At 58.0% G+C, this 23,634-nt stretch carries 23 protein-coding genes and 1 tRNA gene; 13 read left to right on the top strand and 11 right to left on the bottom strand.

The genetic code is table 11. The features are described 5' to 3' along the window. Positions 1–6: 6 nt before the first annotated feature. Positions 7–1,572, top strand: a complete 1,566-nt coding sequence (locus tag CAURIC_RS11050; RefSeq protein WP_353959074.1) for a MazG nucleotide pyrophosphohydrolase domain-containing protein — start codon at positions 7–9, stop codon at positions 1,570–1,572. A 310-nt stretch (positions 1,573–1,882) separates the two neighbouring features. On the opposite strand, the gene CAURIC_RS07665 is transcribed toward CAURIC_RS11050, so the two are convergent. From CAURIC_RS07665 to CAURIC_RS07655, 3 genes are read right to left on the bottom strand one after another with little or no spacing between them, the layout of a single operon-like run. After that, the gene (locus CAURIC_RS07665; protein WP_052095167.1) at positions 1,883–2,734 is read right to left on the bottom strand and encodes a metal ABC transporter permease; all 852 of its coding nucleotides are present in this window, start codon (positions 2,732–2,734) and stop codon (positions 1,883–1,885) included. Beyond that, positions 2,731–3,792 carry a metal ABC transporter ATP-binding protein gene (locus CAURIC_RS07660; RefSeq protein ID WP_290182361.1) on the bottom strand — a complete coding sequence of 354 codons (1,062 nt, stop codon included), beginning with the start codon at positions 3,790–3,792 and terminating at the stop codon, positions 2,731–2,733. The genes CAURIC_RS07665 and CAURIC_RS07660 overlap by 4 nt, the downstream gene beginning before the upstream one ends. Beyond that, on the bottom strand, positions 3,792–4,736 hold the full coding sequence (locus tag CAURIC_RS07655) for a metal ABC transporter substrate-binding protein (protein ID WP_035115697.1): 945 nt from the start codon (positions 4,734–4,736) through the stop codon (positions 3,792–3,794). Before CAURIC_RS07655 ends, CAURIC_RS07660 begins: the two co-directional genes overlap by 1 nt. A gap of 110 nt (positions 4,737–4,846) precedes the next feature. Between CAURIC_RS07655 and CAURIC_RS07650 the strand changes: the two genes are divergently transcribed. The 6 genes from CAURIC_RS07650 to CAURIC_RS07620 all read left to right on the top strand — a co-directional run bounded on the left by CAURIC_RS07650 (position 4,847) and on the right by CAURIC_RS07620 (position 10,643). Next, positions 4,847–5,533, top strand: a complete 687-nt coding sequence (locus CAURIC_RS07650; protein WP_035115695.1) for a metal-dependent transcriptional regulator — start codon at positions 4,847–4,849, stop codon at positions 5,531–5,533. Next, positions 5,526–6,557 (top strand): lytic murein transglycosylase, encoded by a 1,032-nt coding sequence (locus tag CAURIC_RS07645; RefSeq protein ID WP_235700820.1) that lies wholly within the window; start codon positions 5,526–5,528, stop codon positions 6,555–6,557. The genes CAURIC_RS07650 and CAURIC_RS07645 overlap by 8 nt, the downstream gene beginning before the upstream one ends. A 336-nt stretch (positions 6,558–6,893) precedes the next feature. Next, positions 6,894–8,171, top strand: coding sequence for a phosphopyruvate hydratase (eno, locus tag CAURIC_RS07640; RefSeq protein ID WP_290182357.1), 1,278 nt, complete (start codon positions 6,894–6,896; stop codon positions 8,169–8,171). A 144-nt stretch (positions 8,172–8,315) separates the two neighbouring features. Further along, positions 8,316–8,936, top strand: coding sequence for an FtsB family cell division protein (locus tag CAURIC_RS07635; protein ID WP_052095165.1), 621 nt, complete (start codon positions 8,316–8,318; stop codon positions 8,934–8,936). Between the two features lie 89 nt (positions 8,937–9,025). After that, positions 9,026–10,561 (top strand): DUF501 domain-containing protein, encoded by a 1,536-nt coding sequence (locus CAURIC_RS07625; RefSeq protein WP_425474808.1) that lies wholly within the window; start codon positions 9,026–9,028, stop codon positions 10,559–10,561. Positions 10,562–10,569: 8 nt separating this feature from the next. After that, positions 10,570–10,643 (top strand) — tRNA-Leu (locus CAURIC_RS07620). A gap of 447 nt (positions 10,644–11,090) precedes the next feature. Here the strand turns inward: CAURIC_RS07620 and CAURIC_RS07615 are convergent. The 8 genes from CAURIC_RS07615 to CAURIC_RS07580 form a co-directional block, all read right to left on the bottom strand. Continuing rightward, entirely contained in the window at positions 11,091–11,801 is a 711-nt protein-coding gene (locus CAURIC_RS07615) for a hypothetical protein (RefSeq protein WP_035115691.1), read from the bottom strand. Positions 11,802–11,912: 111 nt separating this feature from the next. After that, positions 11,913–12,590 carry a hypothetical protein gene (locus CAURIC_RS07610; protein ID WP_035115689.1) on the bottom strand — a complete coding sequence of 226 codons (678 nt, stop codon included), beginning with the start codon at positions 12,588–12,590 and terminating at the stop codon, positions 11,913–11,915. A gap of 54 nt (positions 12,591–12,644) precedes the next feature. Beyond that, positions 12,645–13,058 (bottom strand): hypothetical protein, encoded by a 414-nt coding sequence (locus tag CAURIC_RS07605; RefSeq protein ID WP_052095164.1) that lies wholly within the window; start codon positions 13,056–13,058, stop codon positions 12,645–12,647. A gap of 3 nt (positions 13,059–13,061) precedes the next feature. Beyond that, positions 13,062–13,247, bottom strand: a complete 186-nt coding sequence (locus CAURIC_RS07600) for a hypothetical protein (protein WP_035115686.1) — start codon at positions 13,245–13,247, stop codon at positions 13,062–13,064. Further along, complete coding sequence (locus CAURIC_RS07595; RefSeq protein WP_035115683.1) at positions 13,244–14,134, bottom strand: hypothetical protein; 891 nt, start codon at positions 14,132–14,134, stop codon at positions 13,244–13,246. Before CAURIC_RS07595 ends, CAURIC_RS07600 begins: the two co-directional genes overlap by 4 nt. 27 nt (positions 14,135–14,161) lie before the next feature. Beyond that, positions 14,162–14,347 (bottom strand): MerR family transcriptional regulator, encoded by a 186-nt coding sequence (locus CAURIC_RS07590; protein ID WP_290182352.1) that lies wholly within the window; start codon positions 14,345–14,347, stop codon positions 14,162–14,164. A 76-nt stretch (positions 14,348–14,423) separates the two neighbouring features. Beyond that, positions 14,424–14,699 carry a hypothetical protein gene (locus tag CAURIC_RS07585; protein ID WP_035115680.1) on the bottom strand — a complete coding sequence of 92 codons (276 nt, stop codon included), beginning with the start codon at positions 14,697–14,699 and terminating at the stop codon, positions 14,424–14,426. Positions 14,700–14,918: 219 nt separating this feature from the next. Continuing rightward, on the bottom strand, positions 14,919–15,110 hold the full coding sequence (locus CAURIC_RS07580; protein ID WP_035115678.1) for a helix-turn-helix domain-containing protein: 192 nt from the start codon (positions 15,108–15,110) through the stop codon (positions 14,919–14,921). A 128-nt stretch (positions 15,111–15,238) separates the two neighbouring features. On the opposite strand from CAURIC_RS07580, the gene CAURIC_RS07575 reads away from it, so the two are divergent. The 6 genes from CAURIC_RS07575 to CAURIC_RS07550 all read left to right on the top strand — a co-directional run bounded on the left by CAURIC_RS07575 (position 15,239) and on the right by CAURIC_RS07550 (position 23,592). Next, positions 15,239–15,811: a helix-turn-helix transcriptional regulator gene (locus CAURIC_RS07575; RefSeq protein ID WP_035115676.1), complete on the top strand. Its 573-nt coding sequence runs from the start codon at positions 15,239–15,241 to the stop codon at positions 15,809–15,811. Continuing rightward, on the top strand, positions 15,798–16,919 hold the full coding sequence (locus CAURIC_RS07570; RefSeq protein WP_172644101.1) for a tyrosine-type recombinase/integrase: 1,122 nt from the start codon (positions 15,798–15,800) through the stop codon (positions 16,917–16,919). Before CAURIC_RS07575 ends, CAURIC_RS07570 begins: the two co-directional genes overlap by 14 nt. 1,353 nt (positions 16,920–18,272) lie before the next feature. Continuing rightward, positions 18,273–20,507, top strand: a complete 2,235-nt coding sequence (locus CAURIC_RS07565; protein WP_290182349.1) for a bifunctional ADP-dependent NAD(P)H-hydrate dehydratase/NAD(P)H-hydrate epimerase — start codon at positions 18,273–18,275, stop codon at positions 20,505–20,507. A 134-nt stretch (positions 20,508–20,641) separates the two neighbouring features. Further along, positions 20,642–21,325 carry an SDR family oxidoreductase gene (locus CAURIC_RS07560; protein ID WP_035116208.1) on the top strand — a complete coding sequence of 228 codons (684 nt, stop codon included), beginning with the start codon at positions 20,642–20,644 and terminating at the stop codon, positions 21,323–21,325. Between the two features lie 268 nt (positions 21,326–21,593). After that, positions 21,594–22,367, top strand: a complete 774-nt coding sequence (locus CAURIC_RS07555; protein WP_265913843.1) for an ABC transporter ATP-binding protein — start codon at positions 21,594–21,596, stop codon at positions 22,365–22,367. Further along, positions 22,360–23,592, top strand: coding sequence for an ABC transporter permease (locus CAURIC_RS07550; RefSeq protein WP_035116177.1), 1,233 nt, complete (start codon positions 22,360–22,362; stop codon positions 23,590–23,592). Before CAURIC_RS07555 ends, CAURIC_RS07550 begins: the two co-directional genes overlap by 8 nt. Positions 23,593–23,634: the final 42 nt, after the last annotated feature.

Here is a 23,634-nt window from a genome sequence, read left to right as displayed (position 1 = left end):
AATTCTATGTCTGTGATTCTGTTGGACCCCCGATTCCCCGCGATGATTCCGGTAGAGGCCGTCTCCCACCTGCGCGGAGACGTTTCCTACACCGAAGAAGTTCCGGTGCGTGTGCGTTGGGTGATCGCCGATCTTGGCGGCCACACCGTTGCTGAATCGGACGTATTGGTCACAACAGATATCACCAACGATGCGGTTCGCGAGCGCCTGAACAACCACGAGGAGATCATCAAGGCTCCCAGCCTTGTCGTGGAGATGGAGCCCAACAAGCAGCTCGAATCCGGCAGCTCCGCCACGGCCGAGGGGGCCCCTGTGTCGCCGAACGCGGCCGATGGTGCCGGGAATACGGCCACTTTGCCGTCTCCTGAGGCTGTGGCGGGGCGGGTAGCCGGGGGAGCTGGGGGTGCTTCTGGCGCCGCCTCGGTCACCCACTCCGGCGCTGGTTTTGTGGACGGGGAGATTGTCGGCACCGATGAGCACACAGTTGCTGTGGCCGGATTGCGCCGAACCACTCGTACCGAAGTGCCGGCGTCTGTCATGGACGAGATAGAAGATGCGGTTGCCCTGATGGCGCGGGCTCTGCGGCAGGGTGAGTGGGAGCAATCTATGACGCACACAAGCCTCATGGAGTTCCTTCGTCAGGAAACCGCGGAGTTGGCTCGCGTGGTGGAGGCCGTCGACGAGTATTCCGACGAGGACGATGGCACAGCGGCGCCCCAGTGGTTGGAACAGGAGTTGTGCCAGGAGCTTTCGGATGTTCTGTTACAGGTGTTGTTCCACGCTGAAATAGCCAATAGGCGAGGCGCGTTCGATATCGGGCACGTCTCGGGTGCGTTTGTAGCTAAGATGCGTTCTCGTGCGCCTTACCTGTTCGAACAGGTGGAGCGGGATGTTCCTCGCACAGAGCAGGACCGACTGTGGGAGGAAGGTAAGCGTAGGGAACGCGCGGCGAAACTGGAACGTTTGGGCGAGCCGTACCGGGCTTTCCTCAAAGACAAGGATGCCCCGGCGCAGCCAAGCCAAGGATCCGCTGCTGGGGCCGCCGCAGGAAGTACAGCAAAATCTGCCACAACCTCCGCCGCAGGAACTATCACAAAACCTGCCGCCACCCCTGCCGCAGGAACTATCACAAAACCTGCTGCAGGAAGTACAGCAAAACCTGCCACAACCCCCGCCGCAGGAACTGTCACAAAACCTGCCACAGGAACTGCTCCGGAATCCACGCAGGCGGATCAGGCAGTGGCATCTTCCCAGTCCGGCCAGGCAAATGTGTCGTCCAAGCCGAGTCAGTTTTCTGCGAAGCCTGATCAGGCAGCGGCATCTTCCCAGTCGAACTCAGCCGAGCAGGCTGCACCCGCGACTGTGCCATCTCCGCCGGTCTCATCTGCACTGGTCGAGGCGGAAAATGTTATCCGTCGAGCGCGAGAGATGGGCCTACCTGATTCCAAGATCCCAACCGATATTCGGTTTCCTATGGTGGGCTTGGAGCTGGACGAACCGGGTGAATCGGACCGCCGCCTGCTGGACGCGGTCCGCGCGTTCCAACAACAGCTCGACGACAGGGGTGCCTAATTTCCGCGTCTCCTAACCTGATGGGCGAGGTCTGCAATTTGGCAACGCGAGGGCTTACTCCTATTACACGAACTCCGGTGCGTTTCTTTTTCCACGGAGAGTTTTCCCGTGCCCGTTTTCGCCGGACTCAATTTCCCCGCGCAGGCGTTCCGTTGGATCCGCACTAAGAAAGCGTTCGGTAAGCAGAATGAGATGCGCGGAATCAGACGTGTTGGTGTCATTTCGTTCTGCTGATTCCGGTCCCGGCGGAGCGTGACCCCGGTGAATCCCGGCCCCGGCGAAATCCGCCCCCGGTGAATCCCGTAGCACGCTAATTCTGCAGCAGCTTCCGCGCCACGCCCTCGCGTTTACCGAACAGGTACACCAGCGCGAAGAGAGCAGACTGCGAGAGCACAATTGCCCCGCCGGTCGAGATATCCCAGAAGAAGCTCGTGGCGATTCCCACCGCGCAACTGATCCACGCCAACAGGGGGCTCAGCACTAACATCACGGAGAACTTCTGCGTGAGCAAGTAAGCCGTAGCGCCTGGGGTGATCAGCATGGCCACAACCAGTATCACACCCACTGCCTGGGCGGACGCCACCACCACGCACGCCAAACACAGCATCAGGATCCACCGGATGAACCGCGTGTTGAATCCCAGCGTTGCGGCATGGAGGGGATCAAAGGCCCACAGCGTCAACGCACGTCGCGCCACCACCATCACCACGAAGGCCACCCCTCCGAACACCAGCACCTGGTTGAACGCAGCATCTTTGATGCCTAGCAGGTTGCCGAACAGGATTTCCTGCAGGTGCGTGCCGGACGGGGAAATGGTCACCAGCACCAACCCCAGGGCAAACATGCTGGTGAAGGTTATTCCGATAGCGGTGTCCTCCCGGAGTGTGGTGCGGGAACGGATCGCGCCCACGGTTCCTACCGCAATGACCGCGGCGATCAGGGCGCCGACTGCGAAGGGTGCTCCCACCAGGTACGCGATGACAACTCCGGGCAAAACCGCATGCGAAATCGCATCGCCCAGCAGAGACCACCCGATCAGAACTAACCAGCAGCTCAACAGGCCTGCCACAATGGCAATCGCGCTCGCGGCCACGAACGCGCGCTGGATGAATTCGAAGTGGAACATGTCTAGGAAGGTCCAGGCTCCAGGGGATTTGCTCATTGCTTTCCTCCTTCGACGCCACCCCGCACTCCACTAAACGCTCTCAGCAGGTTTTCGTCGGTCAGCGTGGCGGCAGTGGGGCCATCTGCGATTACGCGCCCATTGATCATGACGACTTCATCGCAGAATGTGGGAAGGTGATCGATGTCGTGAGTGGCGACCAGCAGTGCTTTGCCCTCGGCGGCTAGTTGCCGGAAGAGGGCTGTGAGGTCATCGCGGCTGGTGTTATCCACGCCCGCGAACGGTTCGTCCAGTAGCAGGGTGTGGGCGCCCTGGGCAATGCCACGGGCTACGAAGACGCGCTTTTTCTGCCCGCCTGATAATTGGCCAATTTGGCGGTCGCGGAGGTCTGTCAGGTGCGCGATCTCTAAGGCAGCCTCGATAGCATCGCGATCGGTCTGTGTGTGCCGGCCCAGCCATTTGCCTCCGAAAATGGAGCGGCGAGCGGACCGTGAGCGGCTGGGAGTGGCTGTGCTGAGGGAAGCATTTGAGCGGGTGGGAGTGCCTGTGCTGAGGGCTGTGCTCGTGCGTTTGCGCCCGAACAATCGACCGCGGTCGGCGGGAGTGGCAAATCGTCCCGAGGCCACGACCTGTTCCACGGAGATGGGGAAGTTCCAATCCACAGCCTCGTGTTGGGGCACGTACGCAATGGCCCCTGGCGAATCATCCGCGTGCGTGATGGAACCGGTGTGCAGTGGAATTAGTCCCATGATGGATTTGAAGAGGGTGGACTTACCTGAACCGTTGGGGCCGATGAGGGCCTTCACGCTGCCGTAGTGCAACTCGGTGGTCACGTCCTCTAGTGCTGGCTGGTGCGTAGCGGGGTTCCCCGAGTAAAAAACGGTGACATTCTGCACCTGCGTGGCCACGCGCTCCGCCGGCGCGTCGGCGCGCCCAGCCACGTGATCCGCTTGCTCGCTAGTGCGATTGGGTTTCGCATTGACCTGCGTGGCCACGCGCTCGGCCGGCGCGTCCGCGCGATTGCGTGGCTCATTCACTGACGAGCCCGCCGGTGCGTCCGCACGCCCAGCCACACGATTGGGTTCCGATTTCGGCATTACTTCCGCTCTCCAGCAGCGTTGTTGCCCAGGCCCTTCACGATGGTTGTGGCGTCATGGCGCAACAGGTCCAAGAAGGTGGGCACCGGACCCGATGCATCGGAAAGGGAATCTACATAGAGCACACCGCCGTCCTTCGCGCCCGTTTCCCGCATAATCTGCTGCTTGGCACCGGGATTCACGGTCGACTCGCAGAATACTGCGGGCACCTTGTTGTCACGAACGAAGTTGACAGCGCGGGCCACCTGCTGGGGAGTAGCTTCCTCCTCGGTGTTAACCGGCCAGATGTAGCCCTCCTTCATGCCCGCATCCCGGGTGAGGTAACTAAAGGCACCCTCACAACTGACCAAGGTGCGGGACTGTTCAGGAAGTTCGCGCAGGCCCTTCTCCAGCTCGTCATCGACCTTCTTCAGTTGCTCGCGGTAGCGGTCGGCGTTCTGGTGGATTTCATCTTTGTGATCGGGCTTGAGGTCAACGAGGGCCTTTTCAATGTTGTCCACGTAGATCACCGCGTTATCTGGGCTCATCCAGGCGTGCGGGTTCGGAGTTTTCGTTCCCTCGATGTCGATAGGGGTCACACCTTGAGATACCTCCGCGCGCTTAGCCTCGGAGCGTTCCAGAACCTTGTCCACCCAGTGTTCGAGGCCCAGGCCATTGCTCAGAATGAGGTCCGCTTTCGAGGCAGCAGCGACATCCGAAGGGGTGGGTTCATAGCCGTGGATCTCGGCGCCGGGGGAGGTGAGGGACCGTACTTCCACCAAATCCCCGCCGACTTGCTTAGTCATGTCCTCGAGGATCGTGAATGTGGTCAGAACCGTGGGCTTTTCGGTGTTGGAAGAATCGGATGCTCCGGCGCCACACGCAGTGAGTAGCGCTAAGCCACTGAGCAACGAGATCCCGGCGGTGAGCTTCTTAAATGGCGGCTGGGGGCGTCGAGAAGACATGTGAAAACTCCTTGAGGAAATTAAAAGTTCAATGGATTGAAAACTAGAACAAACAGTAGTTGGAGAATTTGCTACCGGGCAAATGGTCTTACCCCCGTTAAGATGTGCCTATGCATGTGAGCGACCTTCCCGAGAAAACCCAGGACTACCTGAAGAAGATCTACGATTTTCAAGAGTGGGGAAACGCGGGAATCACTTTGTCCCAACTGGCCGAAACGATGGGGCAGCGGGCCTCCACCACGTCTGAAGCTGTGAAGCGACTGGATGCCAAAGGCTTGGTTGAGCACCGTCCTTACGCCGATATCCAACTGACCCCGCAAGGGCTACATCTGGCGATTGCAATGGTGCGCCGGCATCGCCTGATTGAGACTTACCTGTGCCAAGAACTCGGCTACCCCCTCGGTGATGTTCATGAGGAGGCGGAGATTTTGGAACATGCGGTCTCGGACGAATTCATCAGGCGTATCGAGGAGAAAATGGGTTTCCCATCCCGCGATCCACATGGGGATCCCATCCCGGATGCCAGCGGCAAATTCACCGCCCCTGCGGTTGTATCTTTGTCCACTGTCAATGCACACGAATCCTGTGTGGTCGATCGCGTGTCCGATAGGGACGGGGACCTGCTGCGTTACCTAGAGCAGCGCGGGATTCTGCCGGGTGTGGAGATTGAGATGCTGCAACGGGCCTTCGCCGATCTTGCCGAGATCAAGATCATATCGACGGGAGAACGGGTGCAATTGCCCGAGGTTAGCCTCAAAGCCGTTTTGGTCAACAAGGGTGGGGACAGCGGTGCCTAAGCCGAATAAGCCGGTGTATGGCCCCATTCCGGAACCCAACCGGTCGCGCTCTCAGCGCAGTGGCCGGGGGACATCGGGGATTCAACGGCGCGGTGGCGCTCGCGGCACTGTTCCTGCAGCAGGCGCTCGTGGCACTGTTCCTCCCGCGGGCGCTCGTGGCACCGCCCCTGCCACCGGAACTCGCGGCACCGTTCCTGCCGCCGGAACCCGCGGCACCGTGCCGTCCCAGCGTCCAAACCGCGGCAAGTTCGCAGGCTGTGGCTTCTTCGTCATCGTCCTCGCGTTGCTGATGATCATCGCGATCGTCGGATTCCTCGTCGCGGGATTCACGGAGCGCGCATCCGCACCTCAGCCCACTCGCGTGGCTGTGCCGGACAACGTTCCGCCTCAGGCCGCCAAACCGGCGCCGGATCTGGACATTCATGCTCCCGGCCGAACCAGCGAGGGGCTCCTGTCCTGGGCCAGACCCATTTCTGAGGTCACGGGGATATCACAGCAGGCGCTCATCGCCTATGGAAATGCCGAAGCAATCGCCCGCGAATCTCGCCCGCAATGCCATCTAACGTGGAACACCCTGGCCGGCCTGGGGTACGTGGAAACCCGTCACGGAACGTACGATGGCAAGCGTTTCGGTGCCTCTGAGCTCGACGCCAAGGGCAATGCCAACCCGCCCATCTTTGGACCCCAGCTCAACGGGAAGGGGTTTGCTACGGTGCGGGATACGGATGGGGGCAAGCTGGACGGTGACAAGGAATACGACCGCGCCATGGGACCACTTCAATTCATTCCAGAATCGTGGAACCGCTATGGGGTTGATGCGGATGGGAATGAGAACGCCGATCCGCAAAACATCGATGACGCAGCCGCGTCGGCGGTACGCCTGCTGTGTGATTTCGAGCGAGACTTGGCCACCCCGGAAGGGTGGGCGAGTGCGGTCCGTTCCTACAACCTATCGGACAAGTACGTCCGGGATGTGCGCGATGCTGCGGCAAACTACGCACTGGGCCAGCGGCCGTTGGGGTGATTCAGACCCGTTGCGAGCCAGCTTTCGACCATGCTTGCGCCACCCTGGGGGCGCCATTGCGCCACTGCCGGGGGTAGAGTTGTGGCACTGCGAAGGCCCCACTGCGCCATCCCGGGGGGGCACCGCTAAACCATTGCAGAGGCGCCGTTGCACCATCCCGGGGGCACCACTGAACCATTGCAAAGGCCCCACTGAGCCACTTCCCATCATTACTGGGGTAGAAACTGGGCATTGAGTCAGCGATTACTGGTGAAAATCTGTAACAATAGGGGTGGTTAAAGGTACCGACTACTTTTTCCTGCCCTTACCCGTCTCACTTAGGAGGCTGAAAAGCTCATGGCCGAAATCATGCAGATCATTGCCCGCGAAATCCTCGATTCCCGTGGCAACCCGACGGTAGAAGTGGAGGTGGGCTTGGATGATGGCTCCATCGGCCGTGCAGCAGTTCCATCCGGTGCCTCCACTGGTGTGCACGAAGCTCACGAATTGCGTGACGGCGACGATCGTTACTTGGGCAAGGGTGTACTGAAGGCTGTCGAAAACGTCATGGAGGAAATCGATGACGAGCTCGTGGGCATGGAAGCCGACGATCAGCGCCTCATCGACGAAGCCATGATCGAGCTGGACGGTACCGATAACAAGTCCCGCTTGGGTGCGAATGCCATCCTCGGCGTTTCCATGGCCGTGGCACACGCCGCCGCGGAGTCCACTGGCCTGCACCTCTTCCGCTACATCGGCGGACCAAACGCTCACGTACTGCCAGTGCCAATGATGAACATCCTCAACGGTGGTGCACACGCGGATTCTGGTGTGGATGTACAGGAGTTCATGATTGCCCCTATCGGTGCAGAAACCTTCTCCGAAGCACTGCGCATGGGCACCGAGGTTTACCACAACCTCAAGAAGGTCATCAAGGAAAAGGGCCTGTCCACCGGCCTAGGTGACGAAGGTGGCTTCGCACCATCCGTCGAGTCCACCAAGGCAGCACTCGACCTCATTGTCGAGGCCATCGAGGGTGCCGGTTACAAGCTGGGCGAGGAAATCGCCCTGGCGCTGGACGTTGCATCCTCCGAGTTCTACAAGGATGGCAAGTACCACTTCGAAGGTGGCGAGCACACTGCCGAGGAAATGGCCAAAGTCTACGAGGAGCTCATCAACCAGTACCCGATCGTCTCCATCGAGGATCCGCTGCAGGAAGACGACTGGGAAGGCTACACCAAGCTCACCGAGGCAATCGGCGATAAGGTGCAAATCGTGGGCGATGACTTCTTCGTCACCAACCCAGCCCGCCTGCAGGAGGGCATCGAGAAGAAAGCTGCGAACGCACTGCTGGTGAAGGTGAACCAGATCGGTACCCTCACCGAGACCTTCGATGCCGTGGACTTGGCACACCGGAATGGCTACCGCACCATGATGTCCCACCGCTCCGGTGAGACCGAAGACACCACCATCGCCGACCTGGCCGTAGCCCTGAACTGTGGACAAATCAAGACCGGTGCTCCTGCACGTTCCGAGCGGGTTGCTAAGTACAACCAACTGCTGCGCATCGAGCAGTACCTTGACGATGCTGCTGTGTACGCCGGCCGTTCTGCCTTCCCGCGATTCAAGGGATAACTAACCTCCCTGAACACCCGATCACCGCGCACCACTGCGAAGCATCCCGCGATTCAAGGGATAACTAACCTCCCTGAACACCCCGCGAACTGAACTGAGTTTCGTGGGGTGTTTTTCATTGCCACATTGGTAATCTGTTGATCTATGAGTAATTCCGCGAGCTCGAAGCGCAACACGGGGCGCACCGCCGAAACGGAGGCTGGTGCCGATCGCCCGCGCTTGCCGCAAGCTCGCTCGGTGCAACGGCAGCAAGAACGCCGCCGTCGCGTTCACAATGCACCCGGCCGCATGGCGCGCAGTTTCGTCACCTTGCCGCAAAAGGTCAATCCGTTGGCTACGGTCATTTCGATCTCCTTGGTGATCTTCCTCGCGCTGTCCATTGCTACACCACTACGCAACTACTTTGAACAGCGCGCCGAAATCGCCCGGCTGGAGAACACTATCCAAGCCCAGGAACAGCGCAAACGCGAGCTCACTGATGAGCTCAACCGTTATCACAACGAGGACTACATCAAAGAACAAGCCCGCACCAGGCTGGGACTAATCGAACCCGGTGAATCGGCCTTCCGCATCATTTCGCCGCACATCGGATCTTCCGCGCCGGGGGATAACCCCACCGACGATGCCGAGAACAACCAAGGCGATCGCGAGTGGTACCAGAAGCTATGGGATTCGATATCCGTTCCCGAACCCACCCCGGAGCAAATCCACCAGGAACAGGAACAGACGCGCCTGCCCACGATTCCAACACCACCAAAGTCCTAGATGGGGCGCTGGCGGTGAAGGCGCGGGGCGTCGGGTAGAAAAGAAACTGACCAACGCCAACAGAAACAACCGGGAAAGCAGGGACCAACGTGAGTGTGAGCGAGGCCGATCTCGACATCATGGAGCAGCAGCTGGGGCGGCGGCCACGAGGCGCTGTTGAGGTGAGCTACCGGACCCCCGATGGGCAGCCCGCCGTGGTGAAAACCCATCCCAAGCTGCCAGATGGCACGCCGTTTCCCACTCTGTACTATCTGACCGATCCGCGCCTGACGGCAGAGGCATCACGGCTGGAAGTGGCCGGTGTGATGAAGACGATGCAGGCACGACTGGCCACGGATGCGAACCTGGCCGCCGACTACCAGGCAGCCCATGAGCATTTCTTGTCCGTGCGCAACGCGATGGAGGATCTGGGGACCGATTTCTCCGGCGGCGGAATGCCCGATCGTGTGAAGTGCCTACACGTTTTGATCGCGTATGCATTGGCCGAGGGGCCGGAGCGGGTGCGGCTGGGTACGGAGGCCGTGGCCTTGGCGCTGGAGAACAACCCCAAACTGGCGGGTACTGCATTGCCCGCCGAGTGGCCGAGCGCGGAATCCTTGGGCACCTCTATGGCTAAGGCCAGCACCGAGCCCCGGCGGTTCGCCGCGATCGACTGCGGGACGAACTCCATTCGTCTGTTGATTGCCGAGCGTTGGTTTGATGAGGGTGGCCGGGCTCACCTGCGTGAACTCAACCGGGACAACATCATCGTGCGACTGGGCCAAGGCGTGGATGCTACGGGTCGGTTCGCCGATGAGGCTCTTTCTCGGGTCGACGCCGCGCTCCAGACGTACGCGGACCGCATGGCGGAATACGCGGTGGAAGATGTGATGATGGGCGCGACTTCCGCAACTCGCGATGCGGCCAACAAAGATGAGTTCTTCGACATCACCGCCAAGCATCTTGGGCGGATCAAGCCGGGTGCGCAAGCGCAAGTCATCAGTGGCGAAGACGAGGCGAAGTTGAGCTTTGCCGGGGCGGTGGGTGACCTTCCTGGACAGCTCGGTTCCGATCCGGCTGATCCCAACCGCTATGAGGGTGTGTGCGTGATCGACTTAGGCGGTGGCTCGACCGAATTCGTGGTTCAAGTCGGGGACGAGCTGCAGGCGTATTCCGCGGATATGGGATGCGTGCGACTGACGGAGCGATTCTTGCGAAGCCAGCCCCCTACGGAGGGTGAGATCGCCGAGGCGCGTGCAATGATTGCCAAGTTATTGCAGGACGTGAGCCAGCACGTGGATTTTAGCGCCGTGAAGCGTGTAGTAGGTGTGGCAGGCACAATGACTACTCTGTGCGCGATTACTAAGGGGCTGGAGAGCTACGACAGCGAGAGAATTCACATGAGCACGCTTCCGCTGCAAGACTTCCGGGCGATGGCGCTCAAGCTGGTCGATATGAGCCCTGAGCAGCGCCTTGAGTTGGGGCCGATGCATCCCGGTCGTGCGGATGTGATCGGCGGCGGAGCGCTGATTATCGATGCGTTCAGCGAAATCTTCCTACAGCGGGGGTTGATGCAGATTACCGTGAGTGAAAAGGATATATTAGACGGGATGCTGGCCGAGGTTGTGAACCGCAACCTCGCGTAGGAGCATCCGCCCCTATAGCCCAATTGGCAGAGGCAGCGGACTTAAAATCCGTCAAGTGTGGGTTCGAGTCCCACTGGGGGCACTGCTGACCAGCGGAAACGTTGGAAACGGAGCAGAGGAAAACGGCAAAGTGTCCAAAAAGTGTCCATTTAATAATCGACTCTGCTCCCTTCCAAGGAGGTGGATTGGGGCGCTGACTTTATCCCATATTTGAGCGAAAGTACCGGAGATCCTTCCCTGGAGTAAGTCGGGGCACTACGGGTACTTATCGACATATTTGTCGGAAAAATCCGATCTTCCCGCTTGGTGGGGTAGCTACCCTCTTCATTGGGGAGTGGGCGGGCGTGGGTGCCCTGTTCGGTTAATTCCGATGGTGCCTACTCTCTTGTATGTTTTCCAGAACTGCGCATAATTTCCAAGCCGATAACATACGTTATGACACTTGCCGTATAAACCGGCTCTGCATATTCATCACCACACCCCCGCCTAAATCACCTACCCATTCTACCAAAAACCACGGGAACGTATTCTAACCCCGGCCCCGCCGGCCCCTAAGCCTTAACTCCGGTGAAGACGTTTCCCACTTTCTTAGTTGCTCCGCTACACCCATCATGAACCCATAAACCGCTTCGGGGTCGAGATCTGGCCCTACCGGGTTTCTGGTGTATCCCCACACATCCTGCTCCAACGCTATCGCCTTGAAACGTCGGTGCAGCATCCTGATCTTCGCGTGGGTGCTTACAACGGCCAGGGCGCGGTTCGTGGTGGCATCGTTCATAAACTCTAGGGCCACGGCTTCCGGGTATCTGTGCATCGACAGTGGCGCGTACTTCGGGTGCAAAGCAAAGAATCCCCTGCCTAGTACCGCCGGTTCGAGGGTGCCATGAAGCAAACCTAGATAGGCCATGTAACGAATGGTGGACGTGCTATCGAGTGGTTTTCGGCGGTTCTGAATCCTATCGAGATGCGAAGCGAGTTCCTCTGTCCCCCACCGGCGCGCCATGATTTCAATGTAGGAGCGGATAGCTTTCGGCTTAACCCTCGATCGAGTGTTCTCTGTGAGGTGGGTGTGGATGATTTTTGCGTTCAGGGCGATGATCTGGTTCACGTGCCAGGCGTATTCTTCGAGTAATTCCGCGGCGCGTTCCTGGGTGGGGTGCTTGTTGTATTCGTCTTCGAGGAACCGGGCGAAGCCTTCGACGGCCTTTTTTTGCTGGGGTGTGGGGATGTTGGGTGTCATGGGGTGCGGAAAATGGGGGTTTTAAGGCGTTTTCTGGTCGTTGTGGGTGGTGGGCTATGGGTAAAGCCGTCTACGGGGTTGTAGACGACTAGGGGGTTGGTGGTTATGGGGTTATTCGGTTGGGGTGTCGAGTCCGATGCCTGGGTCTATGAGGTATTCGGTGTCGGATCCTGGGATGGTTTCGGTGTTGATGGTTTCGGTTGGTTCGAGTTTGGTGCGGTCTGGGTGGGTGGCGATTCGGTTGAGTCCTTCGGTTCGTTTGCGGAGGATGGTGGCGGTTGTTGCGGCGTAGTCGGCGGTGCGGGTTGCTTCGCGGTAGTCGGGGCTGCTTTCTCGGAGTAGGGCTTCGAAGGAGCCGCCGGTGAATGCGCCGGCTGCTTGGGCTTCTTCGAGGAGGATGGTGCGGGTTGGTGATGGTGGTAGTTCGAAGATTTTCGTTGCGCCGGCGAGGTCGAAGGTTGTGCGGTTCATGTAGCGCTGTGCTTGGAGTTCGGCTTGTACGGCTTCGTTGGAGCCGTGTTTGGCGGTGGGGAGTAGTTCGGCGCGGAGTTTGGTAGCTGGTTTCTTTGCGGCGGTTTCCCATTGGTCGATCGCGGTGTTGAGGTTTGCGAGTCGGTTGCGGTGGGTTTGGGTGGCGCGGTTGTGTACGTCTTGGTAGCCCTGGTCGCTGTAGTTGTGGCGGTTCATGGCTGTTTGTTGTTTGGTGGTGTTGAGGTTCTTTTCGAGGATGCCGAGTTGGTTTTGGATGGTGTTTGCAGACCATCGGTAGTGGGGGTTGTTGGTGGTCATGTGGGGGTTCTCCGTTTCTTGTTTTGGTGTTGTGGGTGGGGGTTGTTGTGGGGTTTAGGGGGGTTCGAGGGTTTGGGCCATGATGGTGGTGAGGGTGAGGGCGTTGTTTTCGTCGCTGATTCGCTGTGTGAGGGCTTCGAATTTGTCTACGCATACTGCGCTTGCGATGACGGCGTTTCGGCGTTCTGTGGGCGTGTGGGTGTGGTTGAGGGCTTCTTGGAGTAGTTCTTCGGCTGCGTTGGCGTATTGGGTTGCGAGTTGGATGCGTCGTTGGTGTGCGTCGATGGTTTTTGCGGCTACGGCTTGGGCGGTGTGGGTTCGGTCGAAGGTGAGTCCGTTTTCTTGTGCGATTTTGTCGATGTAGTAGGGGGTTGTGTTGAGTTCGCGGGCGATGTGGTTTCGTCCGTAGCCTTTGGCGTGGAGTTCTTGGACGTGTTGTGGGTTGGGGGATTTGTTTTTGGTTGTCATTGGTTAGTCCTGGGGGTTGGTGGGGCGTGTGGTGGCGATGGTGATGACTGCGAGGTGGACTAGTTCGGTGAGGGCGGTGGGTGAGAGTTTGGGTATTTCGGTTCGTAGGAGGGCGAAGTATTGGCTGGGGTTGTTGGTGTATGCGTCTGCGAGTACTTGGAGGGCTTGGAGTGAGGTGTGGTGTGTCATGGCGTGGTGGCTTTCAGTTTGTCGCGGTATCGCTGGATGGTTGTGTCTCTTCGTTTCTGTTCGTAGGTGCGGGTGTCTTGGGCTTCGGATTGCCTTCGCCGGCAGGCGGGGCAATTCTCTTGGAATTTGTCTCTGTGTCTCCAGCATCCGGTAGCCACGGTGTTGGGGTTTTCCTTCGGAGTTTGAGCCGGGGCGCTGTCGTTAATTGTCAGTTCGTTGTAGTTAATGTAGTTATGCTCTACGCCGGCATAGACCCCCCTCTGTCTATGAGTAGACCCCCCTCTACTCATGCATAGACCCTTGCTATTCATGCGTAGACCCTTTGGCTCTGATTCTTCACCCTCTACGGATACGTAGACCCTCTGTGTTTTGGGAACCAGTTCTTCATCATTTTCGGGTTCTTCGGGACGGTATTTGCCCCGCTCAAAACCGATAACGCGGATTGCATCCCAATTGAATCCCGTCTCCGAGTCGTACACGTTCGGGATCGACTTAGTAGGCTTGCCGGGATTCGGGCGGCAAAACGTGTAATCGAGGTGATACATCCGCGATTTACCTTGCCGGCCTTCGTCATTCTGGGGATGTATCCACCCTCCGTTTCTCAACACTCGGAGTCCATTGGAGACACTGTCATTCCGGCTCTTCTCCCTAGCCTTGATTGCTTCTTGCCGTTCCTTCTCAGTCGTAGCTTGCTGTAGAGCTTTAGCGAGGATGGGATCATCCTCCAGGCTTCCAAAGAGGTATTCGGCTAGTACCGGGCGCGATGGGAAAGACCTATCTCCCTCCGATTGCGCGTGGTAGGCTAGGCATAGGAGAAGGATATGAGCCGATTTAGGCTGTGGCGGTGGCGCCATTTTCAAAACCCATTCCATCGCTTCGTGGCTCATTCCGTCGTTGTCCTTCTGTCGTGTGCATTAGTCGACTGCCTTTGGGAAAAGAAGGTTTTCTAGCTCTGTGGGGGAGATAAACGTGTACCGCTGTGATCGTTCGCTCTTGTAGGCGGTGAGCTTCTTTTCGTTGATTAGGCGGATTATGGTGCGTACATCCATGCCGTACTTCTTTGCGGCGTGTGTCATGTGCATGAGTTCGCGGGTTGGCATGGGGTTAGGGTTGCATGCCAACCCGGTTGTTCAACTGGCGTGAACTGTTTCAAACGTTGGCGAACTGTCGAGGGGGTTAGATCACGATTGTGGACGTGAGACGGTAAACCCCATCCCGCTTGTGGAGCATCCCGAAACGGAATCGACGGCCCTCGGGTGCCACGGGTTCATCAATGTGAGTCCATCGGTACCAAAACTCGGCTAGTTCGCTTTCCGTTATCCACGGCTGGGCAACGAGCATGAAACCGGGCATGTAGAAGTACACGTCACATTCGGGGCCGGTGAGAATGACAGGTGTGACACTGGAGGACTCGAGGAACTCCGCGGTGTTGTCTTGGCCTTGTGTTAGCATGGTTGGGTAACTCTCTTTCTGGTTTTTGGGAGTTGGTTGGGCGCTCTAGATATTGGCGTAGCTAGAGCGTTTTCTTATGCGCGTTTCAGGCGTGGGTATCGGCCAGGGCTTGGAAGTCCTCTTCAACGCTGTATGGGCGATGTAGAGCTTCAGGCGGTTCCGTGGGAACTAACCGGCTGATCGCGTGGGGGTGCTCGCTGTGGTCGCGTGTGGTGCGGTTCACTGGTGGGCGGGTTCCTTTTCTCCGGTACGGATTAGGCGGTCGAAGGCTTCCGCTGGCACGAGGTAGCGATGCCCGATGCGGATAACCGGGAATGGCAGTTCATCATTTTTTGCCAGGCCGTAGATGTGAGCTTGGCTTACTCCGAGCCGTTGAGCGGCTTCAACGAGTGTGTAAGTTTCGCGGGTCATGTGGGTTCCTGTAAAGATAGGGGAAACATTCGGAACACATCAGAACGATACGTTCTTAACGTGTTGTGTTACATGCTATCAGAAAAATTTGTAAGCGTCGTGACTGTGTCTAACTGTGGAAAAAGGTTGTGGATAACTTGGATTCAAGAAAAGCCCATCTGTTCACCGATAGGGCGAATGTGCGGGTGGTAGCGAACCTAAGAAACCTTCGAGAAGCTGCGGAAATGTCCCGCGGTGCTTTAGCTGATGCGATCGAAAAAAAAGGTCTAACGATGTACCCCAACACCATTAGGAGGATTGAAGTAGGCGAGCAGCGCTTGAAATTCGATGAAGCTGTTGCGATGGCGGAAATCTTCGGAGTCGAAGTTGGTGACCTTCTCAAAGGCAGCTTGGAAAACCCTAGGCCGGATCTACAGCGCGTTCTTTCGACTGTAGAGCTAGTGCTATTAGTTATCGTTTCCGAGTTTCCTAAGCTAGTACAGGATGTCGAAACGCTATCTGGTGAGGTTGATAAATACCTAGAAACCCGCTCTGACCTGCCAAACCATTGGAGCGAGTTGCCGGATTCAGGGCGGGATTTACCTAGCGATGTGGAAAAGGCCGTGGATTTTCTAAAGACCTTAACCGCTTGGTTCGAAAAGGTAGATGCTGATTTGTTCGAAGATCTGCGCAAGTTGGTTGAGGGCCGTGGCGCGCGGTAGGCCGGTTACTCCCCTGGGGACGTGGGGGAACATCAACACCAAAACCATTGGCGAGGGGAAAGTACGAGCTGAAACGCGGCTGCGGCTATACGACGGCCAAACCGTCCGCATCCGCGCCATTCGCAAAAGTAAGACTGCGGCAATCAACGAAGTTAAAGCACGATGCCAGGAACGGCTCGGAGTTGTGGACACCCCAACCCTCACAACTACTAGTAGCGTGGAGCAACTACTGAACTACTGGCTCGAAGACGTTGATGTACGCGGTGCTTCTAAGGATCGTTACCGCACGGCAACTAACCGGCACCTAATCCCTGCTATGGGGGCTATGCGCCTTAATGAGGTAACGGGGGCGTTCCTTCAACAGTGGCTGAATTCCCAAACGAGCGGAGTTGTCCCGAATTGCCGCACTGTCCTACTTGGGGCGTTCGGTATGGCTGCGCGTTTCGGAATCGTTAATCAGAATCCGATGCTGAACGTGAAGTTAAAGAAACGTCGCTCTCGGGAAGTTAGAGCGCTTACGGAAGGAGAAGTACAACCATTCCGAGACCAGATCGCCGCATCGGGTAACCAAACTCTTATCGATGTGGTGGATGTGTGTTTGGCTACTGGGCTTCGAGCTGGGGAGGTCTTAGCGCTGCGTTGGGATGATGTGGACTTAGATGGCAACCCGCCGCGGTTGGAGGTTAGTGGTACGTTGACCTACTCAAAGGGGCGGGGGATGTACCGACAAGACCAGGGCAAAACGTCTAACGCTATGCGGTTCGTTCATCTGTCTGCGCTTGCTGTCGAGGTGCTAAAACGCCGGCGCGATCTCTTCGAGGGGGTCGTGGATCCAGTGTTTCCCTCCGGGGCGGGGACGTACATTTGGGAAAACAACTTCAATAGGTGGCTACGGGCTGCGCGTGGGGAGCGGTTCGACTGGGTAACGGTTCACACGCTTCGCAAGACGCTTGCGTCTGTCATTACTAGACACATGTCCCCTCGGGATGCAGCCGAGGTTTTGGGGCATGCTGATAGCCGATTAACCGAACAGGTGTACGTAGCGCGTGCAGTGGAGGGTGTAGCTATTGGTGATGTGGTGGATCGTGTCCTAAAAGTGTCCAAATAATATGTCGAAATGGGGCGTAGTGGACGGAATGTTTAGCATGATCGGAGAGTTGCGAGCTGGGAAAATAGGGGAAATATGGAACCATTAATATAGAACACTAGATCTAATCAACATCCGTCAAGTGTGGGTTCGAGTCCCACTGGGGGCACCATTGGGGGCTTTGTGAGGGCCCTGATGGGGGGCGCTGGCAGCGGTGCTGGGAGCGGCGCTGGGGGGAGCGGTGCTGGGGGGAGCGGTGCGAACGGTGCTGCGAGCGGTGCTGGGGGGAGCGGTGCGAACGGTGCTGCGGTTGCAGCGGTGCGAACGGTGCTGCGGGGAACGGTGCTGGAAACTGCGCAGCACCCGCCGCCCACGCGCCTATTCGTGCAATGTGCAGCAGAACTCTGACAAAATGGCGCGTTTTTGTTGGAGTTCTGCTGCACATTTGATTTTCAGTGCCTGGATCTCGGGAATGTAGGCACCGGGGAGCTCGAAGGGGCCTCCCGTATTATTCCGAACTACCTCGCACTCACGGTCCGCAGCACTGCGTAGCGCAGACTGGCTATATCTGGGCGTGGGGCGGGGCCGTTGTTACCCGCGGGCTCTATCTCGGCGTTGCATCTGCCGGCCGCATCGGGGCGCGGGGCGGGGCCGTTGTTCCCCGCGGGCTCCATCTCGGCGCAGCACCCGCCGCCCACGCGCCTATTCGTGCAATGTGCAGCAGAACTCTGACAAAATGGCGCGTTTTTGTTGGAGTTCTGCTGCACATTTGACTTTCAGTGCCTGGATGTCGGGAATACCGAGGTTGAATTAAGTGTAATCTTCACTGTCCTTCAATTAGTTGTGTGGAGGGTATTCAAGTTATTAATTATATTTGAATAGCAAGAATCCCCAAAGGGAGTTAAACCATTTGGGGATTCTTAGAAGGTGGTGTTCCGTCATAAAGTTTTGATGACGGGCAAGGGGTGGCGAAACCCCTTGTTATGAGGCTAGACCTCGCCGTGGTGGAAAGTGAATTCCTTAGACGAAGAGACCTGCGAACAGGTTGACCAGGCCGTTGATGCCACCGGCGATCAGCTTAACCAGGCCGGCGAAGAATGCTGCTGCGTTCTCGATCATTTTGAAATCCTTTCGGAGTGGTGTTTGCAGCGGGATTTTCCCGATGCTCATCTACACAAACGTGGATCTTTGGAATGCGTTACGAGTGGGCGCTACAAAGAATGTCATCGGGTGTAGTATCACAAAAATATAACAAATCCATTGCAGTGGTGACCGGCCAAAATGCCCAATTGTTCAACTGTTTTTGCGGGGGTAATTTTCTTGGGTGCAAACATCCCCTCATAGAACCCTTGGAGACCACTACCATGGCGAGGTATGAAGCAACTGTTTACCGCGCAAGAGGTCAGGCAAGCGGAGAATGTGCTGCTGGAACAGCAAAACCACCCCGATGAACTCATGCAGATCGCCGCTGAGCAGGTCGCGCGTGTAGCTGACGAGCTCCTCACTACTTCCCCACGCACCAGCTCCCGTCCGGGGGATTGCGCGGCCTCCAGCTCGGGTCCGGAGGGGCACGCGGCGGTTACCTTGCGTCCGGGGGATTGCGCGGCCTCCAGCTCGGGTCCGGAGGGGCACGCGGCGTCTACCTTGCGTCCAGGGGATTGCGCGGCCTCCAGCTCGGGTCCGGAGGGTCACGCGGCGGTTACCTTGCGTCCGGGGGATTGCGCGGCCTCCAACTCGGGTCCGGAGGGGCACGCGGCGTCTACCTTGCGTCCAGGGGATTGCGCGGCCTCCAGCTCGGGTCCGGAGGGTCACGCGGCGGTTACCTTGCGTCCGGGGGATGACGCGGCGTCTACCTTGCGTCCGGGGGATGACGCGGCCCCCAGCTCGCCTCCGGAGGGGCACGCGGCAGGGGATGAACAGGACCGAACCATCGTCTTGCTCGTGGGGCCAGGCGGTAACGGTGGCGATGCGCTGTACGCCGGCGCCCGATTGCTGGAAATGGGTCACCAGGTGGTGGCGTACGCGGTGACAGAGGGGCGTCGGGTAAAAGAAACCGCGTGCGAAGCCTTCGAAACCGCAGGTGGCCAATGGGTGACCGAGCTGCCGGTGGCACCCGACGTGCGAATGGTGATCGACGGCATTGCGGGTTTGGGGAGCAAGCGGGGGCTCACAGCAGAAGTGGCGGAGTTTCTGGCGGATGCGTACAGCTGCGCAGTGCCAGTCGTGGCCGTGGACGTGCCGTCGGGCGTGAACGCCGATACGGGCGCGATACCGGATCCCATCACCGTTCACGCGCGCGGGTTTGAGCCGGAAGACTGCATGTGGTTTGTGCAAAACGTGCCTGCGCACGTGCGGGCCAGCGTGACGGTAACTTTCGGTGGTTTACGGTTCGCTCACGCCCTGTCCCCATGGTGCGGCCGGGTCGAGCTGGTCGATTTGGTGCTGCCCGCTACGGCCGGCAGGGCAACGCGACTAGCCTTAAGCGCCGAACTACTCGCGGCAAGTACCAACCCCGTGACCTATTACGAACCTCTCGCGTCCCTGGCATGTGGCCCCGTAACCGGAGCAGATCGCGTGTCACAGACCCACGCCTGTGACTCCGAGGCAGCCTTAGACCCAGCGCCAGCGCCGGCCCGGGTCGCAGCCCTCGTGCCCGATAACCTACCGTTCGCCACAGAACCCGAAGCCTCTGATCATAAGTACTCCGGTGGCGTGGTGGGTCTGTGCGCTGGTAGCGATAGGTTCCCCGGTGCGGGCATCTTTGCAGCAGTTGCCGCAGTTCGCGCCACCAGTTCGGCTGTCCGGTTGTTCTCGCCCCCAGACCTGATCACGAGTTTTACACCCGAAGCCCTGGTGACGACTGAACCGCTGTGGGATTCTTTACCATCCACACCCACTTCCTCGTCGCCCCACGCCCTCGTTATAGGTCCGGGGCGGGGGACCGACGATGGGGCGGCCGCGGAATTGGCGACTGCATTGGATTCCATCCTGCCGGTGGTGGTGGATGCGGATGCGCTGACGTTGCTTTCCCAGCAACCGCATCTGCTGGACAAGCTTCGCGCTAGGGAGCCCTTCACGCTGCTCACCCCTCACGCTGGCGAGTTTGCTCGGTTGGCTACTGAAACCACACCGTCCCCGAATGACGATCCGGTGGCAGCGGCGGTTGTGCTGGCCGCGCAGCTCAACTGCGCCGTGTTGCTGAAGGGGCGTGCCTCGGTGCTGGCCACATCTTCGCAGGTGAGCGTTATTAACGCTGGCTCCTCGTGGGCGGCGACCCCGGGCTCGGGTGATGTGTTGGCCGGTTTGTTGGGTGCGTACGTTGCGCGGGCGACTGCCGCGATCGTTAAGCGGGATGCTTTCTTCCCTTCGGTCGTTGCGGCCAAGGATCACGCTGGGTCGGCTGAGGGCTCTTTTTCTTTCGACGCCCCCATCTTCCACGACCATGTCTTGGCTGGGTTATTCGTTCATGCAGTGGCGACGGAGCATGCTGCGACTACGACCTACCCGGGAATGGACGGGCGGGTTCACACGGGACAAGCGCCGGCCTCGGCTATGCAGATCGCACAGGCGGTATCGTCGGCGACCGCGGCGCTGACGGTGGGAATGTAGTTAATTTCGGTGGGTTACAGTGCGAGTAGCACGGGTGCGCAAAACGAGGACCGAGCGGCCCAGCGGTGCAGGCGCGGATTGGTGCGGGTACACAAACGGTAGTTGTTACAGACACAGAGATCGAGGAGATCATCATGAATAAGACAGCATTCATCACTGGGGCCACTCGCGGAATTGGTCTAGCCGTCGCGCAGCAGCTTGCCCCCGATCATCATCTGATCATTGGCGGATCCAGTGCATCTGCGTATGACGTGGCTGCACAGTTTCCCAGTGCTCAGGCTTTTGTCGCAGATCTGACTGATTTGGACGTGCTAGCGGACAAGGTTGCCACCCTCAACCTAGATCGTCTCGATGTTTTAGTGCACTCTGCAGGTGTGGTCGCTCACGATCCGGTTACGGAAACTGAACCCGTGCAGTGGCGCCATGCTTTTGATGTCAATCTTTTCGCAGTCGCGGAACTGACTCGCCAGCTGATCGCTCCGCTGCGTGCTGCTCACGGAACACTCGTGACCATTAATAGTGGGGCGGGGCACCACAGTGGTGTGGGTTACGGTCCCTATGCCGCTACGAAGTTTGCCTTGCGCGCATACACTGATGCGCTGCGAGAGGAAGAGCGGGGGAAAATCCGTGTGAGCTCGGTTCATCCCGGCAAGGTGGATTCGGACATGCAACGGCAGATCCAAAAGATGCGGGGCAATGATTACGATGAGTCGCTTTTCTTGCGCCCTGAATCAGTCGCCAAGGCAGTGCGCTTCGCGGTGGATGCCACGGACGAGGCGATGATCGAAGAGCTCACGATTCGCCCGACCCGCAGCTAGTGGCATTCTGTGGTCTTGAATTAGGCGATTCCTAGAGGGGGCGTACTGGGTTTCCTAGAGGGGGTGTACTGGGGTGCGGCTGAATCTAGGTAAAGTGTTCATTTTTCCAAAACTAGTGACAGAAGCACATTTGATACATAGAATATGGAGACAGCCACTTGACGTGTGCTACTTGATGAGAGCTGCTTGATGTGCTGATCATTCCAGTGGGGCCAATCTCTCAAGAGGCAGCATTGCGTACCATCGACCTTTGTGAAAGTGGCCTAGCATGCATGTGCAGCTCAACGATGTCTCATTCGAATATCGAAATCTATTCAGGAAAATTCCTATCATCAAGAACTTATCGTGGGAATTATCGCCGGGGGTGACTGGCCTATTAGGGCCAAACGGCAGCGGTAAGACTACGTTGATGCGGCTCATTGATCGATCGCTGCGTGAATCACAGGGTAGTATATTCGCTGATGGCGAAGAGGTCCGCACAGGATCTCGGCTCCGAGCTTACCGGCGCAGGCTAGGGATTATGCCCCAAGACCCAACATTTGTTCCCTGGATGACGGTGACCGACACCTTGGAGTATCTCGCGTGGGTCCATCACATCGAAAAAGCAGCGAGGAATAAAGCAGTTGCCCAGGCCTTGGAAAAAGTCGATCTAGTACCACACGGTAAAAAACCAGTGCGGGCGTTATCCGGTGGACAAAAACGACGGCTCGCATTTGCGTGCGCCACCCTGGGAAACCCCGACCTTCTGTTATTGGACGAACCAACCGCTGGGTTAGACCCCAGTGCACGCATCGCGATGCGCAATCTTATCCACGATGAGGGCAAACACGCCACCGTCTTGTTATCCACCCACCTCATTGAAGATATTTCTCGCATTAGTACCGGTGTGGGGATTCTAAAAGAAGGCCAAATTGCTTTCAGCGGGCCCCTTACTGAATTGGAGCGGTCTTTGGATTTCGCCGAAGGCCACGTAGAAAGCGCCTTCGAACAAGCCTATGAGCAGATTATCGATAATGCAGGACGGAGTGGGGCCCATGAATAACCTTGGCCTTGCTGCGTTTAAGAGAAAAGAAACCATAATAACCTTCCTCATTGCCTGCGCCTTGTCCGTGTTTCCAACACTGAGTTTTCTGAAACAGTCGTACACAACCTGGACTGATTTCGATTCCGTGTGGGGCACCATCCCAGCATTGCTGTTTCCCATCCTTGCCGGTATTTCAGCGGGCGCGGCACAGCGCCACGGTAAACCCAACCACATGACGATGCTCCCTGTTGGGGCCGTACCTGTGTTCCTCCGGCACCTTGTTATTCAAGCCCCATTGGTGATCTCTGCCGGGCTCGGAACCTGCGCTGGCGTAGCACCGATGTTGTGGAAGACTGCGCGTACCGCAACCGACGGGTCCCCCCAGCTTTCTGTGATCATTGTTTTCTTCGGTTTTTTCTTGGCCTCGTGCACCCTGGGAATGGCGGTTGCCGCCATATTTCGGTCACTGGTTGCCGTACCTGTTGCCGCGGTTATTGGGTTCGTGTGGGGCCAGACGGCGAATTATTTTGGTGACGATTACATCCTGATTGCACCGTTTCGGCCATATCCGCAAGATCCAGGTCAATTCTTAAGCGTACCCGTGAGCGTGGGCAACATAGTTTTTGCCGTGGTGGCCATTGGCGCATTGCTTGGAGTGACACGGATGTTGACGAACACCCCAGTGAATTGGACGTTAGCTGGGGCGTGTGCGGTGATATTAACAGTTACCGTGGGCGGTTCTGTAGTACTGGCGGAGAAAAAGAACACTCCCTTATGGGGGCTGGAGGCTCAACCACCCCGTGAGTGCCGCGAGTTGCGCGGAGCGGACGTGTGTGTACACCGCGCTCATCTGAAAGACTTAGATGATATTTCCACACATGTGGAGTCAGTGCTCCATAACTATGGAGAATCCCACCCTTCCCGCCTAGTCCTCATTGACAGCTCTTTACTTCTGGCCCCGCGCAAGCTAGCCAAAGAGGTAGTCATTATCCGTTTCACACCAGGGGAAACCAATGGCGTGGGTATACAGCTGGCACAGCATCTCACTAGTTTTTGGGCGTGTGCTAACAAACCAGGATCTGCCGGCACAGATATATCTGCGAAGCTCCAAGATTGGCTTGTCCTAGGACCCCGGGGAGCCAACCCTGAACACACTAGAAAAGTGATGTGGAACTACATCAGAAACAATCAACAAGCAATCGCGGAGTGCCGTGCGACACCAGAAAGCTGGCCACTGAAATGAGTAAAACTCACCCGCTCATACGAGTGTTCCGTTGGGGGGCGA

It is taken from the genome of Corynebacterium auriscanis, assembly GCF_030408435.1.
GTDB classification, from domain to species: domain Bacteria; phylum Actinomycetota; class Actinomycetes; order Mycobacteriales; family Mycobacteriaceae; genus Corynebacterium; species Corynebacterium auriscanis.
This window is presented reverse-complemented; position numbering and strand designations above follow the sequence as displayed.

Coding starts and splice junctions, on each gene's coding strand:
- eno (WP_290182357.1), top strand. CDS start 6,894: ATGGCCGAAATCATGCAGATCATTGCCCGCGAAATCCTCGATTCCCGT.
- CAURIC_RS07560 (WP_035116208.1), top strand. CDS start 20,642: ATGAATAAGACAGCATTCATCACTGGGGCCACTCGCGGAATTGGTCTA.
- CAURIC_RS07610 (WP_035115689.1), bottom strand. CDS start 12,590: ATGACCACCAACAACCCCCACTACCGATGGTCTGCAAACACCATCCAA.
- CAURIC_RS07600 (WP_035115686.1), bottom strand. CDS start 13,247: ATGACACACCACACCTCACTCCAAGCCCTCCAAGTACTCGCAGACGCA.
- CAURIC_RS07555 (WP_265913843.1), top strand. CDS start 21,594: ATGCATGTGCAGCTCAACGATGTCTCATTCGAATATCGAAATCTATTC.
- CAURIC_RS07580 (WP_035115678.1), bottom strand. CDS start 15,110: ATGACCCGCGAAACTTACACACTCGTTGAAGCCGCTCAACGGCTCGGA.
- CAURIC_RS07550 (WP_035116177.1), top strand. CDS start 22,360: ATGAATAACCTTGGCCTTGCTGCGTTTAAGAGAAAAGAAACCATAATA.
- CAURIC_RS07615 (WP_035115691.1), bottom strand. CDS start 11,801: ATGACACCCAACATCCCCACACCCCAGCAAAAAAAGGCCGTCGAAGGC.
- CAURIC_RS11050 (WP_353959074.1), top strand. CDS start 7: ATGTCTGTGATTCTGTTGGACCCCCGATTCCCCGCGATGATTCCGGTA.
- CAURIC_RS07585 (WP_035115680.1), bottom strand. CDS start 14,699: ATGCTAACACAAGGCCAAGACAACACCGCGGAGTTCCTCGAGTCCTCC.
- CAURIC_RS07665 (WP_052095167.1), bottom strand. CDS start 2,734: ATGAGCAAATCCCCTGGAGCCTGGACCTTCCTAGACATGTTCCACTTC.
- CAURIC_RS07650 (WP_035115695.1), top strand. CDS start 4,847: ATGCATGTGAGCGACCTTCCCGAGAAAACCCAGGACTACCTGAAGAAG.
- CAURIC_RS07655 (WP_035115697.1), bottom strand. CDS start 4,736: ATGTCTTCTCGACGCCCCCAGCCGCCATTTAAGAAGCTCACCGCCGGG.
- CAURIC_RS07635 (WP_052095165.1), top strand. CDS start 8,316: ATGAGTAATTCCGCGAGCTCGAAGCGCAACACGGGGCGCACCGCCGAA.
- CAURIC_RS07595 (WP_035115683.1), bottom strand. CDS start 14,134: ATGAGCCACGAAGCGATGGAATGGGTTTTGAAAATGGCGCCACCGCCA.
- CAURIC_RS07590 (WP_290182352.1), bottom strand. CDS start 14,347: ATGCCAACCCGCGAACTCATGCACATGACACACGCCGCAAAGAAGTAC.
- CAURIC_RS07605 (WP_052095164.1), bottom strand. CDS start 13,058: ATGACAACCAAAAACAAATCCCCCAACCCACAACACGTCCAAGAACTC.
- CAURIC_RS07565 (WP_290182349.1), top strand. CDS start 18,273: ATGAAGCAACTGTTTACCGCGCAAGAGGTCAGGCAAGCGGAGAATGTG.
- CAURIC_RS07660 (WP_290182361.1), bottom strand. CDS start 3,792: ATGCCGAAATCGGAACCCAATCGTGTGGCTGGGCGTGCGGACGCACCG.